Here is a 14,162-nt window from a genome sequence, read left to right as displayed (position 1 = left end):
CTAGGCAATGATCAATCGGTGCGCTGCAGCGTCACACCGACGAAGAACTCAGCAGCCAGCTTTGCGAGCAATCGACAAACTAAGCTTGAGCGATCCTACGAAGACCTTTCCCGAAGCTGTTCCGCAACTCCGCTCCAGCCCTTTCCCATCTTACTCGTACTCAGCGAAGCGGTACTCGTACTCGAAACTCCCCACCCCACCAAAACAGCGAATCAATCTGCACCGACGCAACCACTAGCTGGCCCCAACCGCGATCGAGAACCGGATTCGAGCAACGATAACGAGTACCGGGCAGAGCCCTGAAGTACGAGTACGACTCCCTTCCCGTCCTACTCGAACACCGCCGCTGTAAAACCTTGCCGAATCTTCGGGTTGTCCCAAGGCTTTCCGCACGAAGTCCCGATGTCGCACTTCGGCTTCCACACTACATGGCGAAACTCTGCCGATGAGAGCTTAAGGCAATCCAATTCTCAACAGGCAGACTCGGGCACTAAACCGAACAAGGCGGATCCCCCATGATGATTCGACGAATCACCTTAGCTCTAGCCCTGGCTTCGGCCTCATTCGCGTCCGCGGGTGAAGGCCGCAAATCGTTGGCCGACAAGCATGCCCCTGCGGGAATCATGGGCGACCACCTTCACGATCAAGGTGAATGGATGGTCGAATACAAGTTCATGTCCATGTCGATGGAAGACAACCAAATCGTCAAAGACAAAGTTTCCGATGCCGACGCAATCGGTCCCGCAGGCATGCCAGCTGGCATCAACGTCAACGGGATCATGACCAATGCCGGTGCTGCACCAACCGACATGACCATGGAAATGCACATGCTGCACGTCATGTATGGAGCGAGCGAGAATGTCACGCTCTACACGATGTTGATGCTGCCGAGTTTGACGATGGATCACATCCGTGGCGATATGAATCCCGCAGGCCGCGGCAGTTCCTTCACGACACACAACAGTGGCTTTGGAGACACATCTTTCGGCGCGTTGTTGCGACTTTACAGCGACGATTGCCAAGACTGGATCGCGAACCTGGGATGCAGCGTTCCGACTGGCGACATCTATCGCGAGTCAACTGAACCGACCGGCGGATTGGTTTCACAGCCATTGCCATACCCCATGCGTCTGGGCAGCGGAACATTCAACGCCAAGCCAGGCCTAACCTATAAACGATTTGGATCATGGTGGTCTGTGGGCTATCAGTTCCAAACAGACCTGCCCATCGGACGCAACTATCGCGGCTATAGCGTTGGCGACGAATATCGATTCAATAGCTGGACCAGCGTCTTGCTAACAGACCATTGGTCTGTCTCGCTACGAGGAGAACACTTGTGGCGTACCGCATACGATGGCGAAGATCCCGCAACGCCAAACATGCTGATCGAAACCAATGTCGAGAGCTTCCGCGGCGGCTATTGGTACAACCTGGGACTGGGAACCCAATTCATGAAAAACGGCCATTACTTCAACTTTGAATTCGTTCCAACGATCGCTCAAGATCTTGACGGAATTCAGTTGGAAACCGATTACGCTGTGATCGCAAGCTGGTCTAAAGCTTGGTAAACCCTGTTACCAAGCGATTGAACAACTTTCGGCGGATTTGACTTCCGAGTCTCCAGCCTATTTTTTACCAGCGATTGATCGCTTGGGCTGAGGATGTTGCTCCAGCAAGAGCTTTAGTGAAGCAACCGCCTCTGGCTGCGATGCGGCGAGGTTTTTCGTTTCCAAAGGATCAGCTTTATAGTCATAGAGTTCATAATCGGTCGGGTCAGGGTCCTGACGCTTATTGGATTCCCAAGCGACCAACCGATACCGATCGGTTCGGATCGCGCGACCGATTCGATTGGATCGCGGATAGACATGGATGACATGGTCGCGAACCGAATTGACCTTGCCCAAGACCACGTCCGACTGGTCAACTCCATCAACTTTGGCCGGTGGCTCAAGACCGGCAAGGGCCGACAGCGTCGGATACAGATCCACCGACTCGATCAACGCTTTGCTTTGCTGTACTTGACCTCCAAGTCGACTCGGGGCCGAAATAATTAGCGGGATGCGCGCCGCCTGTTCATAGTTTGTGTGCTTGCACCACATTCCGTGATCACCGAGATGCCAACCATGATCGCCCCACAAAACCACGATGGTATTGTCGCGAAGCTTTTGACGATCCAGTTCATCTAAAACTCGCCCGACTTGTGCGTCCATGTAACTCGTCGCGGCATAGTAGCCGTGAATCAAACGCTGATCGGTTGCTTCGGATAAGTCACCTTTGTTCGGAATGTCGCTGTAGTTTCGCAGCTCACCCCAGTTCGTCGGCGCATACTTGGGTGCCCCTTCCGGAGGTGTCGTTACCGTAGGCATCGGGAGTTCGACATCGTCATAGAGCTCCCAGTATTTTTCAGGCGCATTGAATGGAAGGTGCGGCTTGACAAATCCAACCGCGATAAAGAACGGAGTGTCTTTGCGTTTGGCTGCTGCCGCGATTCGCTTTACCGCTTCGTCCGCAGTCTTCCCATCCGGATAAGCATCGTCTGAAACTTCAGCTCGCTCCGTCGCGGCATATCGCGTTTTGCCGCCAGCCTTTTGCGGATTGGCGCGTGACTCTTCCAATTGATATGCCGGTCCCGGTGGATTCCAGTGCTTCACCGACCAAGTTGCCGCGTCATCGGAATTGCCGTGCCCCCGGTGATAGATTTTCCCCATGCTTTCGGCACGATAACCCGCAGCTTGAAAGTGCTGCCCCATCGTGATCGCATCGGGAGCCCCTTTGCGGAAATTGGTTGCCAAGTCATACACACCGATTGATTGCGGTCGCAGTCCGGTCATCAACGCGTTGCGTGAAGGGGCGCAAACGGCTTGATTGCAGTATGCCGCATTGAACTGGACACCTTTGGCGGCCAACGCATCAATGTTGGGTGTTTTCGCGATGGCGTCGCCGTAGCAACCGATCGCAGGTTTCAAGTCGTCAACACAGATCAGCAAGATATTCGGCTTGTCAGCCGCATTGGCGGCGGTTGTTAAGACGGATGCCAGAAGTGCCATCAACCAAGCAAAAGTTTTCATGACGCAGTCCAGGAGGGAATGGGGAGGGGACCGCTATTGTACTTGGTTTTGAATATGGAACGTTGAGCGTCGAGCCAAAGTTTGAGTGGTGATGAGGCGAGGAGAAGACACCATTGCGAGCGTGGCGCAGGGAAAAACTGACTGAGCCGCTTTGGCGCTAGCCGCGGTTGAGTGAGCTGCAAGCCAATGGGCAGGCGGGAGCCTGCAAGACATCGCATGCGAGGCGGGAGCCTCGCACGAGGGCAAGAAACCGTCGCTAGCGCGATCACGGCTCAGGGCAAAACACACTGAACCACGTCGGCGCTGGCCGCGGTTGAAGACTATCTCAAACGCTATTCACGCGACGATTTACTTCGACAAAACGTCTTGGAATCGCTCGAACAAATAATGGCTGTCGTGCGGACCAGATGATGCCTCGGGGTGGTGCTGCACACCAAACGCGATCGCTTCTTTGTGACGTACACCGGCAACGGTGTTATCGTTCAAATTACGGTGAGTGACTTCCAAGCAATCTGGAAGCGAATCCTCTTCGACTGCGAAACCGTGGTTCTGAGTCGTGATTTCGACTTTGCCAGTTTCCAAGTCCAGTACGGGTTGGTTGGCACCGCGGTGACCGAACTTCAACTTGAACGTTTTCGCACCAAGGGCGAGTGACAACAGTTGGTGTCCCAAGCAAATTCCGAAAACCGGTTTTTGACCAACCAGTGCGGCAATGGTTTTCTGTGCGTAAGTCAATGGCTCCGGATCGCCAGGGCCGTTAGACAGAAAAATCCCGTCGGGATTCAACTTCAAAATGTCTTCTGCGCTGGTGTCACCTGGCACAACCGTGACTTGGTTTCCACGCGAGGCAAAGTGGCGAGGGATGTTCCACTTCATACCGAAGTCCATGCACACGACATGAGCTCCACCAGCATCTTGCGCTTTATCGCCTCGCAGGCGACTGACCTCTGCCGCGGTCCAGTCATCAAGCTGCGTATCCCATTTCACAGCCGACTTTGGCATCACTTCGCGAACCAAGTCGCGGCCAACTAAACCTTCGCTATTCTTCGCCTTTTCGACGAGCGAAGCGTCATCAAGATCCGTTGTCGAAAGAATGCCTCGCATCGCACCTTTCTCGCGGATTCGTCGAACCAGTGCTCGAGTATCAATCCCAGAAAGGGCAATGATGTTGTTCTCTTTGAGGTAACTCGAAAGAGAACCTTCAGCTCGGTAGTTACTGAAGACACGACTGTCTTCGCGAACGATAAACCCGGCCAAAGAGGGTTTTTCATGCTCGACGTCGATCGAATTGACGCCGTAATTGCCAATTTCGGGATAAGTCATCGTGACGATCTGACCGCGATAACTCGGGTCCGTCAGGATTTCTTGGTAGCCCGTCATGGAGGTGTTGAAGACCACCTCACCGCTGATTTCACCGTCTGCACCGAAACCTTCACCGGTGTAGATCGAACCGTCTTCGAGTGCGAGTTTTGCCGTGACGCTCATATAGTCTGTATAGCAAGCTTGAGTTGATTGTCACCGGAGAAGGATACCGCGATCGAGCGATCTCGGCGAGGGCCCAGCGGCTCGCATTTGTGCCAAATGGTCAAATCACTTCCCACGCCGGAACCTTCCGTCGCTTCATCTCCCCCAATGGCGGAACCATAGGTCCGCAAAGATCCCAAATGGCTTCCCAAAGACCGCGTTGCCAAGGGTTGCTGAGCGATCGAGGTCATTTTTCGAATCGCAGCAGATAGTTTTCTTTTAAACCATCCACCTTCACCTCATCGACAAACTTCAAACCGGACTCGTTCACCTCTTTTTTGAAGGTTTCTTTGCCGGCCCGCACGTGAGTCAGCAGCCAATCACGCGACTGCCCGGGAATCCGATCAAAGTCGATCAAAACTAACCGACCACCCGGACGCAATGCACGAACGATCGAGGCCAGTGACTGCTGTGGAGATTCGAAGTGGTGGTAGGTATCGCAGATGAACACCAAATCGACCGATTCGGGCGGCAATCGGATCGAAGTATCGGTCCCCAAAACCGTCGTGATGTTCTCGATCCCTTCATCGCTCGAGCGCTTTGCGATGTGCTGCAAAAACTTGGGCGAGATATCAACGCTATAGACCCAACCTCCCCACCCGGTGCGTTTTGCGAACAACCGGCTGTAAAATCCAGTTCCCGCGCCGACATCCGCGATCCGATCTCCCGGTTTGATCTGACAGGCTTCTAGGATCGCGTCCCGTGCCGAATAGACCTCGCGACTTTCGACCTCGAACTTTTCAATCCACTCATCAACATTCAGGTCGTCTGATTTGAAGTTGTTGTTGATGCCTTCGGGGACGCTACTGGATTCAGCAACCACCTCTTGCCCGGTTGCGGTCGTCGCCAAGGCGGACATGAACGAGCACGCAAAACATGCAAGGAATAGCGAGTGGAATCTGCGAAGGGAGCGTTTCATAGTTCTAGCTTGGGTGGGCAGGATATTTCGAGTTTCAATCCATCATTCGGACTGGTACTGGCGTATGAAGCCATGATCGATATGGTTTTTCAGCTTCAAACACCACCGCGAGTGGAAACTGAACCAGTGATAGTCTAGTAAAGCTTTTTGGTCGCCAGTGTTGAGCAGCTTCAGAAACTGCCCCTGTGGCTGGAATCGTTTTAGAGGCTGTTCTCGAACGGAAGCTTGCAAATTGTGCCACAAGATTGGTGCCTGACGAACCGCGTAGACCCCCGCCTTGGGACAAGGCGATTGAAGGATCGTCCCCGAGTCCCCGACTGCGAAGATTCTAGGATCGGACAGCGTTTGCAGAGTCGGATGAGTCGCAATGAAACCACTCGCGTCAGTCTCAAGCCCCAATAAAGAAATCACCGAGGGTGCCGCTGCACCCGTTGCCCAGATGACAACATCAGCATCAATCCGCTTTTGGGTTTCGGTCAACACATACCCAGACGTGGCGTCAACAACGCGTTCAGAACGATGTACCTGAATACCTCTTTGATCCAGCATCGATTCGAGACGCGAAACGCTGCGGTCGTTCAGACTGCCCGCGATACGCTCGCTACTGCTGACCATCACTATGGAGGCAGATCTTTCGTCGAGCTGAAGTCGCTGAGAAAGACAAAAAGCGATTTCGACACCTGCTACCCCGCCTCCGACAATCACAATCTGCATCGGACGAGGCGATGAGTTTTCCTCGCTTCGAATTACCGATTCAGCATTCAGCATGGCAGCCTGCAAACGCTTTATGAAAGTTTGCATCGGCTTGATCGCAACAACCTGCGAATCATCTCGATAGTCTTCGTATCCTGCCGGCACAGAACCGACACCAATCGACATCAGATCGAAGGGAACGTCGCCATGACCGGCAACGCGTATTTGACGAGATTCGAGGTCGAGCGTCTCGGTTTCGCCGAGAATCAATTCCGCGCCAGCCTTTTCGACCAACCGCTGCAACTCGATACGCATCGCATCACGATCGAACTGCTTTCCCAAAGTCCCGGGCAGCATCCCAGAATATGTCGCTTCAGGAAAATTGCTCACGCAGATCAAATCGCAGCTGGGGATCGGCTCGGATTCCCATTGCTTGACAACATGAGCGTTGGTGTGACCGATGCCGAGCAGCACAATTTGCTTCCGACCCATCGGCTACTCTTCGAAAGACGGAACGCAAAACGCCGATAGGCGAACTGCCCCATAAACATCGCACAGCATATGGCGGTGCATCTGCCCCAGCGCTACATCAACGACTCGCATCAGCCTAAGCCTTGCATTCACCGGTAGAGCACTGGTTCCATGGCATCTTGGCGATCATCATTCCCATCGCACAAGTATCCGTGATCCCAGCAAACATCAATCCTGCACCGACAAATGCGGACAGCCCGATGAAGTATTCGTGCACGGTGAGAGCCAGGATGACGCCGACCAGTACCAGAAAGCCAGCTGCGATTCGGACCTGACGCTCCAGCGACATCATCTTTTTGCCGCGGACGACCGGTAGACCTGCTTGCTCCCAAGCCTTTGTTCCGCCATCGACACTGACGACATCGTCATACCCCGCGTCTGCAAACTTTTTGACACCCTTGGCTGAACGGCCACCACTTTGGCAGATCACGTACAGCGGCTTGCCAGAAGAACCGTTTCGGGACTGCATGTACTCTGCGGGACTGAGCGAATCGAGAGGCACGTTCTTGGCGCCTTCGACATGCACGGTCCGATATTCGACCGGAGTCCGCACGTCGACCAATTCAATCTCTTCGTTCTTTCGTTTTTCAGCTAGTTCTTGAACATCAATGGTTTGCATCGAATCGTCCCCTTTGTTTGTGTCGGCCCACGCTCATTTCTTGGAGCCTTGCCCACCACGCTAAACACTCCAACCGGCTCGTCGCCCGTTGCACGTGAATGTCTCTGCCTAAATATATCGTCACCTCGCGAGGTGTCAACCATTCTTTTTATTCACGACCTGCGATTTTCCCTCTCCTATGCAAAGACCGAGCCAAACCGACCGGCTTGGCCGCCTAAATGCGCGTGCCGGATTCCGGACTTCCATGCCTAGCCCCTTATCCTAAGACCAACCGAATTCTGAATCGCAAGCTTCGCGATACCTTGGTTTCCGATGCAACGGACCTGACACCATTGCCCCGGAGCAATTTCAGCCGGAGCGGCGAAGACGGCGATGAATTCGTACAGCGTTGAAGCTCAAAAGTCGGTTTCTCAAACGCTAGACTCAACAAACACAGCGTCACCGACCTGCGTTCAGATTGTTGAAATGGACCGGTCGCACGATTGCATTGCATGCATTAGGCTACGGTCCCAGTAGAGAACAGACAGGTATGTCTTTCGGAGCGCTTTACTCGGACGTGGATGATGGCATTGGACCATACATTGCCGGAATTAACCGGCTACACAGACACATGGCATCGTCGCCATCTGCTGGATCTTGAATCTCTTTCGGCTGACGAGATTCGCACATTGCTGGACGTCGCTCAGGCGTTAAAAGACGCGACAGAAGGTTGTCGTCGTAAGCTGCCGTTGCTGTCTGGCAAGACATGCGCGAACTTGTTTTTCGAAAACAGTACCCGAACGCGAAACAGTTTTTCGCTAGCGGCTAAACGCCTCGGTGCGGACACGGTCGAATTCGGTTCCAGCGGTTCAAGTACCGCCAAGGGCGAGACTTTCGCGGACACGGCGAAAACGATTGAGGCGATGGGAGTGGACTGGGTGGTGACCCGCCATTCCACCCCTGGCACACCCAACCTATTAGCTCGCGAGCTAACCTGCTGTGTGATGAACGCTGGCGACGGGCCTCACGAACACCCGACGCAAGGTCTGCTGGACTTGTTAACCATCCGCCAGCACCGTGGTTCGATCGAAGGCCTAACGGTTGCGTTGGTCGGTGACATCGCCCATAGCCGAACGGCGCGAAGCAATATCTGGGGCCTAAAAAAGCTTGGCGCCCACGTGATTATTTGCGGGCCGCCGACTTTGGTTAGTCCCCGCTGGCAAGAACTGGGCTTCGAAGTCGCACACCACTTGGATGAAATCTTGCCGCGGTGCGACGTGCTGAACCTGTTGCGTATTCAGTTCGAACGTCAACACGCGAGACCGTTCCCAAGTGTTCACGAGTATGCGGCGTTGTACGCGATGAACGCCAAGCGAATGCAATTGGCCAGCGACGACATCTTGATCATGGCCCCTGGTCCGATCAATCGCGGCGTCGAAATCACTCCCGAAGTCGCCGACGGTCCACACTCGGTCATCCTGGAACAAGTGACCAATGGAATTGCCGTTCGCATGTCCGCGCTGTACCTGCTGTCGGTTGCCGACGATCGCTACCGCAATCAACTTTCCGCCGGCGTTTAAAAACGATCCACCTATTCGATGAATAAACCAGTATTGATTTCCGGCGGGACATTGGTCGATCCCAGCCAAAACCTGAACCGTTCCGGTCGGCTGCTCGTCATCGACGGTCGCGTCGCGGCGATCGACCCCGCCGATAAAGATATTCCCGACGGCGTCCAAACCATCGATGCCAGTTCCTGCTTGGTCGCGCCAGGACTGGTTGACCTGGGTGTCGAATTGCGTGAACCGGGATTCGAAGAAGACGAGACGATTGAAAGTGGCAGCCAAGCCGCACTTGCCGGCGGATATACCTCGATCCTTGCGACCGCCAGCACTTATCCCGTCATCGACTCACACGGTTCGGTGGAATTTGTCCGGCAAAAATCCGCGCAAGCCAAAGCCGCGCGTGTTCATGTGATCGGCTGCCTTAGCAAAGGTCAAAAGGGTGAGCAGATGGCTGAGCTTGGATTGCTCGCCGAAGCGGGCGCGGTCGCTTTCAGTGACGCACCGCGGGCCATTCGTAGCGATGCGTTGCTAAAGAGGGCGCTTGAATATTGTCGGATGCTCAACCGTCCCATTTTTGATCGGCCCGAGATCCCCGAAATGGCCGCCGGTGGCGTGATGCACGACGGCAAGGTTTCATTGGTGCTGGGGCTAAAGGGATTGCCTACCGAGGCGGAGGACTTGGCCGTCGCTCGAGACGTGCGTTTGGCAGAAGCGACCGACGGCCGATTGCATGTCGGCCCGGTTAGCACGATGGGTGCGGTCGATCTGTTGCGTCGAGTCAAATCGCGTGGCGTCGCAGTCACCGCATCGGTTTGTCCTCACAACTTGATGCAATGCGACGAAGTCATGCGCACCTACGAATCGCGGTACAAAGTCCACCCGCCGCTTCGTAGCCCCAACCATGTTTCGACGCTATGCCAGGCGGTCAAAGACAAGACGATTGACGCGATCCAATCGGGACATATGCCGCGTAGCCGCGAAAAGATGATGAACGATTTGGATGAGTCACCGTTTGGAATGTCATCGCTCGAAACATCGTTCGCAACCGCCGCGACCGCACTGGTGCGTTCGGGGATTTTGGATTGGGTTGAACTGATCGATCGAATGTCGACACGGCCGGCTCAAATCGCGGGCATTGATGCTGGCACACTGAAAGTTGGCAGCAATGCCGACATCGTCATCATCGATCCCAATGCAGGATGGAAAGTCGATCCGTCTCAATTCCGATCGACTTGCATCAGCACGCCTTTCGAGGGAATGGAGTTGATCGGCCGAGTTTGTAAAACGCTGGTCGAAGGCGAAGTTCGGTTTCAATACCAATAGACATTCGCTAGCAGCAGTTGTGTGATAGAAGCAAAAACCATCGCGAGCGCGAGTACGGCACAGTCCGATTTCACTTGATCCGCTTCGGCACTAGCCGCGGTTGCTGGCCATGTTGTTTGTAATTACATAACCGTCGCTAGCGCGATCACGGCTCAGTCTGATTTCACATGAGCCGCTTTGGCGCTAGCCGCGGTTACTGGCCATGTTCTTTGTAATCACTCAACCGTCGCTAGCGCGATCACGGCTCAGTCTGATTTCACATGATCCGCTTCGGCGCTAGCCGCGGTTGCTGGCCATCTTGTTTGCAATCACCAAACCATCGCGAGCGCGATCACGGATCAGTCTGATTTCACATGAGCCGCTTCGGCGCTAATCGCGGTTGTCACTTGCCAATCCCACTGAAATCAAAACGACTATCGATCCAGTTGCTGCCTTGTCGCTTCCAACACTGCTTCTGGAATCGTGTGTCCGTCTTCAAACGGAATCCAGTTGACCTGGATCGAGCGGCTTCGCAACCATTGATTCAACTTCTGCGAATCTGCAAACGGCAAGACGGAATCATCCCGTCCGTGCGACAACAATACTTGCGTCTTGCTGTCCTGCGCAATTTGCGTTTGAGTAATCGCAAGAGCGGGTGAATACAGAAACAAATGCTCCAGCAAATGGTTTTGCTCGGTGAGCGCCATCGCTGACAATGTGGCACCTTGAGAAAAGCCGCCCAGAGAAATGCGAGCCTGCGGGTACTTCTCAGCCAACTCTCGGATCAACTTCAATACACGATCTTTCGAATCAACAAACTCGGCTTCGGTTGTCGCCCAAGCCAAACTTCCTGGCGACATTTCCACCGGTCCATTGGGATACACAAAAGCGCGGCGGTCTCCACCGATAATGCCCCCAAGCGGAATCAAGTCTTGATTGGTTGTGCCATAACCATGCAGCAGCACAACGATCTGATCCGCACTGGCAAGATCCACGCCGGAATAGGCAAGCTCTAAACCTCCCCATTGGCCCCAATCTTTTTGCACTCGTCCATCTTCGCCTGCACCTTCAAATGTTGACGGATTGGTTTCAGATTTTGAACACCCAATTAGACATACAAACAACGCGACAATCGGTAGAAACTTCAAGCGTTAAGTCCTTTCTTTGGAGTATTAAGAGCAACTTTAAAACATCATTCATTGCAGGCGAGAACCCCAGCAAACGCATCATCTTAGCTTAGCTGAATTATCAAGCGGCTAAACGTCGGAACCAGAATCGCTATGGCTCCAAACTACTCTCTTCCTCGTCACGATCGTGCTCACTGTCGCGGGATGTTTTTGGTTGATCGGGTGCTTGCGATGAATTGATTTCGCTAGAGTAACTTTCCAGCGTTTCATGGCTCCAAAACGGAGTGCCGTTTTGATGTTCGATAGGGTCTTCTGAGATTTTGTGAATATAAGTGTCAACCAACAGATCATAGTCATCGCGTGTTTCATAAGTTGGCCTGAACTCTTTCCGCAGCGATTTCAGTCCTTCCAAAACTTCATTGGCTTTGCCTGCTTCTAATTCGACGATGGTGTTCTGGATCAGATCTTTGGTCGCTTCTGAGAAATAGATGTTCGACTGCAATCGATCAAGCTTGCCAACACACCAAGCGACTCCAAAACTCATCATCAATGACGCGACTCCAAAACCGATTCGCACATTTCGTTCACCGTGATATTCGGAATAGAGCCAGGCAATCGGCAAGGCGACTGTCAGCAACAAAATCAGTTCAAGCATTGATAAACTCCCAAAGCACTCAATCGCAATCCGCCATGACACTGACCAGCATCGAATAGTACCCGTCACGCTCCGTCGTGACGCACCCGTGTCCCATCCCACAAAACCAACGCTTGGCATCACGGGGACCGTGATGCGTACAGTTTGAGCATCCCAAAAGTACCCGTCACGCTCCGCCGTGACGCACCAGTGTCCCATCCCACCAAACCAACGCCCGGCATCACGGGGACCGTGATGGATACAATTTGAGCATCCCCAAAGTCCCTGTCACGCTCCGCCGTGACGCTCCAGTGTCTCATCCCACCAAACCAACGCCCGGCATGACGGGGACCGTGATGGGTACAGTTTGAGCATCCCAAAAGTACCCGTCACGCTCCGCCGTGACGCACCCGTGTCCCATCCCACCAAACCAACGCCCGGCATCACGGGGACCGTGATGGGTACAATTCGAAACCTTCATCTCACAGCCCCAAATACACCCATCCCAACCGAACAGCAACATCGCGACAGGAGACAACAACTGCACAGCGATGTAAATCGATCGCGTAGAATCTAAACTTGATTTCCACAAATGACACGAAGGCGGTTCGATGAAGATGCGATCAAACAAAGATATCTCTAGCAATCTCGACCGACGCACGGTTTTGGCTGCGTCGCTAGGGACGCTTGCACTTGGCAAATTCGCCCACTGCGTGAACGCCCAGTTATCGGTGCTTGATGTCAAGACGATTAGCCCAACACCGAACATCTATTGCGGATGGCCAACGTTGATTTTACGGCGCAACGGGCAGCTGATGCTGGTTTGGTCCGGCGGGCGTGAAAGCCACGTTTGCCCATTTGGCCGTGTCGACATGATGCGTTCTGATGACCAAGGGGAAACGTGGACTTGGCCAAGAACGATTCTCGATGGGGCAAGCGACGATCGCGATGCAGGTGCTCTCGAAACGGATCAAGGAACATTGATCGTCACCACGTTTACTTCGCTCGCCTACGAATCAATCTATAAGGACCAGATTGCTCGGCAAAAACGCGGCGACAAAAATGCTTGGCCCGAAGATCAGCTCGCCAGGTGGAGTGCTGTTCACAACCGGATGTCTGATAATGAACGCGATTCGGAACTGGGGCAGTGGGCAATTCGTTCCACCGACGAGGGACGAACCTGGAGCAACCGTATCCCGACGATCGTCAATAGCCCGCACGGCCCAATACAACTAAGCGACGGTCGATTGCTGTATCCCGGTAAAGAACTGTGGACCACCCAAAAGCGGATTGGCGCATCGGTCTCAACAGACGACGGCCAATCATGGCAGTGGCTTGCGGAAATCCCCACTCGTGATGGAGACAAGGCTACCGATTATCACGAACTGCATGGCGTCGAATGTCAAAGCGGAAAACTGGTTGTCCACATTCGAAATCATAATCCCAAGAACAATCGGGAAACGCTGCAAACGGAATCCACCGATGGAGGAGAAACCTGGACGGTTCCGCATTCGATCGGGATTTGGGGGCTACCATCGCATCTGCTGCGATTGAAGGATGGTCGATTGTTGATGAGCTATGGCCATCGGCGCGATCCGTTGGGAATCCAAGTCAGAATCAGTGATGACGAAGGAACAACGTGGAGCGATTCGTTGCCAATCTGGGATCAAGGAACCAGCGGAGATCTCGGCTATCCCAGCACGGTTGAATTGGATGACGGAAGTCTCGTGAGCGTTTGGTATGAGAAGATGAAATCATCCCCGAAAGCGGTTTTACGACAAGCGAGATGGAGAGTCTGATTGAGACCGTGAGTTGGTGAGAGAAGGATGGGTTTTGGTTAATCCGTTGTGCTGCTGAGAACCGCACGCCAACGGGCCTGCGGCAGATGTGTTGGTCAGTCCACATCAGCCGCAGAGCGTTAGCCCACGGTTAAAGGGCGTGGCGAAGAGCGGTGGTGGCAGATGCCGATAACCGCACGCTGGCGCGTTGCGGCAGATGTAATGGTCGGTCGAAATCAGCCGCTGAGCGTTAGCTCACGGTTAGTGGGTCTTGTGAAAAGCGGTGGTGGTAGAGGTTGGGAACCGCACGCTGGCGCGTTGCGGCTGATGTATTGGTCGGTCGAAATCAGCCGCTGAGCGTTAGCTCACGGTTAATGGGCGTGGCGAAGAGCGGTGGTGGCAGAGGTTGGGAACCGCACGCTG

11 protein-coding genes are annotated in these 14,162 nt (G+C 53.9%); 4 read left to right on the top strand and 7 right to left on the bottom strand.

What is annotated here, in order from left to right; genetic code table 11:
• Nucleotides 1-515: 515 nt before the first annotated feature.
• Nucleotides 516-1,568 carry a transporter gene (locus LOC67_RS20865; protein WP_230264744.1) on the top strand — a complete coding sequence of 351 codons (1,053 nt, stop codon included), beginning with the start codon at nt 516-518 and terminating at the stop codon, nt 1,566-1,568.
• Between the two features lie 57 nt (nt 1,569-1,625).
• On the opposite strand, the gene LOC67_RS20860 is transcribed toward LOC67_RS20865, so the two are convergent.
• The 5 genes from LOC67_RS20860 to LOC67_RS20840 all read right to left on the bottom strand — a co-directional run bounded on the left by LOC67_RS20860 (nt 1,626) and on the right by LOC67_RS20840 (nt 7,354).
• On the bottom strand, nt 1,626-3,068 hold the full coding sequence (locus LOC67_RS20860) for a sulfatase (RefSeq protein WP_230264743.1): 1,443 nt from the start codon (nt 3,066-3,068) through the stop codon (nt 1,626-1,628).
• A 348-nt stretch (nt 3,069-3,416) separates the two neighbouring features.
• Nucleotides 3,417-4,553: a glutamine-hydrolyzing carbamoyl-phosphate synthase small subunit gene (gene carA / locus LOC67_RS20855; protein ID WP_230264742.1), complete on the bottom strand. Its 1,137-nt coding sequence runs from the start codon at nt 4,551-4,553 to the stop codon at nt 3,417-3,419.
• Between the two features lie 226 nt (nt 4,554-4,779).
• A complete protein-coding gene (locus LOC67_RS20850) occupies nt 4,780-5,511 on the bottom strand; it encodes a class I SAM-dependent methyltransferase (protein WP_230264741.1) in 732 nt (243 codons plus the stop codon).
• Nucleotides 5,512-5,553: 42 nt separating this feature from the next.
• The gene (locus tag LOC67_RS20845) at nt 5,554-6,696 is read right to left on the bottom strand and encodes an FAD-dependent oxidoreductase (RefSeq protein WP_230264740.1); all 1,143 of its coding nucleotides are present in this window, start codon (nt 6,694-6,696) and stop codon (nt 5,554-5,556) included.
• A gap of 115 nt (nt 6,697-6,811) precedes the next feature.
• On the bottom strand, nt 6,812-7,354 hold the full coding sequence (locus LOC67_RS20840) for a rhodanese-like domain-containing protein (protein WP_230264739.1): 543 nt from the start codon (nt 7,352-7,354) through the stop codon (nt 6,812-6,814).
• Nucleotides 7,355-7,923: 569 nt separating this feature from the next.
• On the opposite strand from LOC67_RS20840, the gene LOC67_RS20835 reads away from it, so the two are divergent.
• Together LOC67_RS20835 and LOC67_RS20830 are read left to right on the top strand one after the other, a co-directional pair.
• On the top strand, nt 7,924-8,913 hold the full coding sequence (locus LOC67_RS20835) for an aspartate carbamoyltransferase catalytic subunit (RefSeq protein WP_230264738.1): 990 nt from the start codon (nt 7,924-7,926) through the stop codon (nt 8,911-8,913).
• Nucleotides 8,914-8,931: 18 nt separating this feature from the next.
• Nucleotides 8,932-10,221 carry a dihydroorotase gene (locus tag LOC67_RS20830; RefSeq protein ID WP_230264737.1) on the top strand — a complete coding sequence of 430 codons (1,290 nt, stop codon included), beginning with the start codon at nt 8,932-8,934 and terminating at the stop codon, nt 10,219-10,221.
• Nucleotides 10,222-10,634: 413 nt separating this feature from the next.
• Here LOC67_RS20830 and LOC67_RS20825 read toward each other — a convergent pair whose 3' ends face one another.
• Nucleotides 10,635-11,246: an alpha/beta hydrolase gene (locus tag LOC67_RS20825; protein ID WP_230264736.1), complete on the bottom strand. Its 612-nt coding sequence runs from the start codon at nt 11,244-11,246 to the stop codon at nt 10,635-10,637.
• A gap of 232 nt (nt 11,247-11,478) precedes the next feature.
• On the bottom strand, nt 11,479-11,982 hold the full coding sequence (locus LOC67_RS20820; RefSeq protein WP_230264735.1) for a hypothetical protein: 504 nt from the start codon (nt 11,980-11,982) through the stop codon (nt 11,479-11,481).
• Between the two features lie 596 nt (nt 11,983-12,578).
• Here LOC67_RS20820 and LOC67_RS20815 point away from each other — a divergent pair.
• A complete protein-coding gene (locus tag LOC67_RS20815) occupies nt 12,579-13,760 on the top strand; it encodes a sialidase family protein (protein WP_230264734.1) in 1,182 nt (393 codons plus the stop codon).
• Nucleotides 13,761-14,162: the final 402 nt, after the last annotated feature.

The sequence above is a fragment of the Stieleria sp. JC731 genome (assembly GCF_020966635.1).
Lineage (GTDB): Bacteria > Planctomycetota > Planctomycetia > Pirellulales > Pirellulaceae > Stieleria.
Note: the sequence above shows the minus strand (reverse complement) of the source record. Positions and strands in the feature narration are given on the sequence as shown.

Coding starts and splice junctions, on each gene's coding strand:
- LOC67_RS20865 (WP_230264744.1), top strand. CDS start 516: ATGATGATTCGACGAATCACCTTAGCTCTAGCCCTGGCTTCGGCCTCA.
- LOC67_RS20860 (WP_230264743.1), bottom strand. CDS start 3,068: ATGAAAACTTTTGCTTGGTTGATGGCACTTCTGGCATCCGTCTTAACA.
- carA (WP_230264742.1), bottom strand. CDS start 4,553: ATGAGCGTCACGGCAAAACTCGCACTCGAAGACGGTTCGATCTACACC.
- LOC67_RS20850 (WP_230264741.1), bottom strand. CDS start 5,511: ATGAAACGCTCCCTTCGCAGATTCCACTCGCTATTCCTTGCATGTTTT.
- LOC67_RS20845 (WP_230264740.1), bottom strand. CDS start 6,696: ATGGGTCGGAAGCAAATTGTGCTGCTCGGCATCGGTCACACCAACGCT.
- LOC67_RS20840 (WP_230264739.1), bottom strand. CDS start 7,354: ATGCAAACCATTGATGTTCAAGAACTAGCTGAAAAACGAAAGAACGAA.
- LOC67_RS20830 (WP_230264737.1), top strand. CDS start 8,932: ATGAATAAACCAGTATTGATTTCCGGCGGGACATTGGTCGATCCCAGC.
- LOC67_RS20820 (WP_230264735.1), bottom strand. CDS start 11,982: ATGCTTGAACTGATTTTGTTGCTGACAGTCGCCTTGCCGATTGCCTGG.
- LOC67_RS20815 (WP_230264734.1), top strand. CDS start 12,579: ATGCGATCAAACAAAGATATCTCTAGCAATCTCGACCGACGCACGGTT.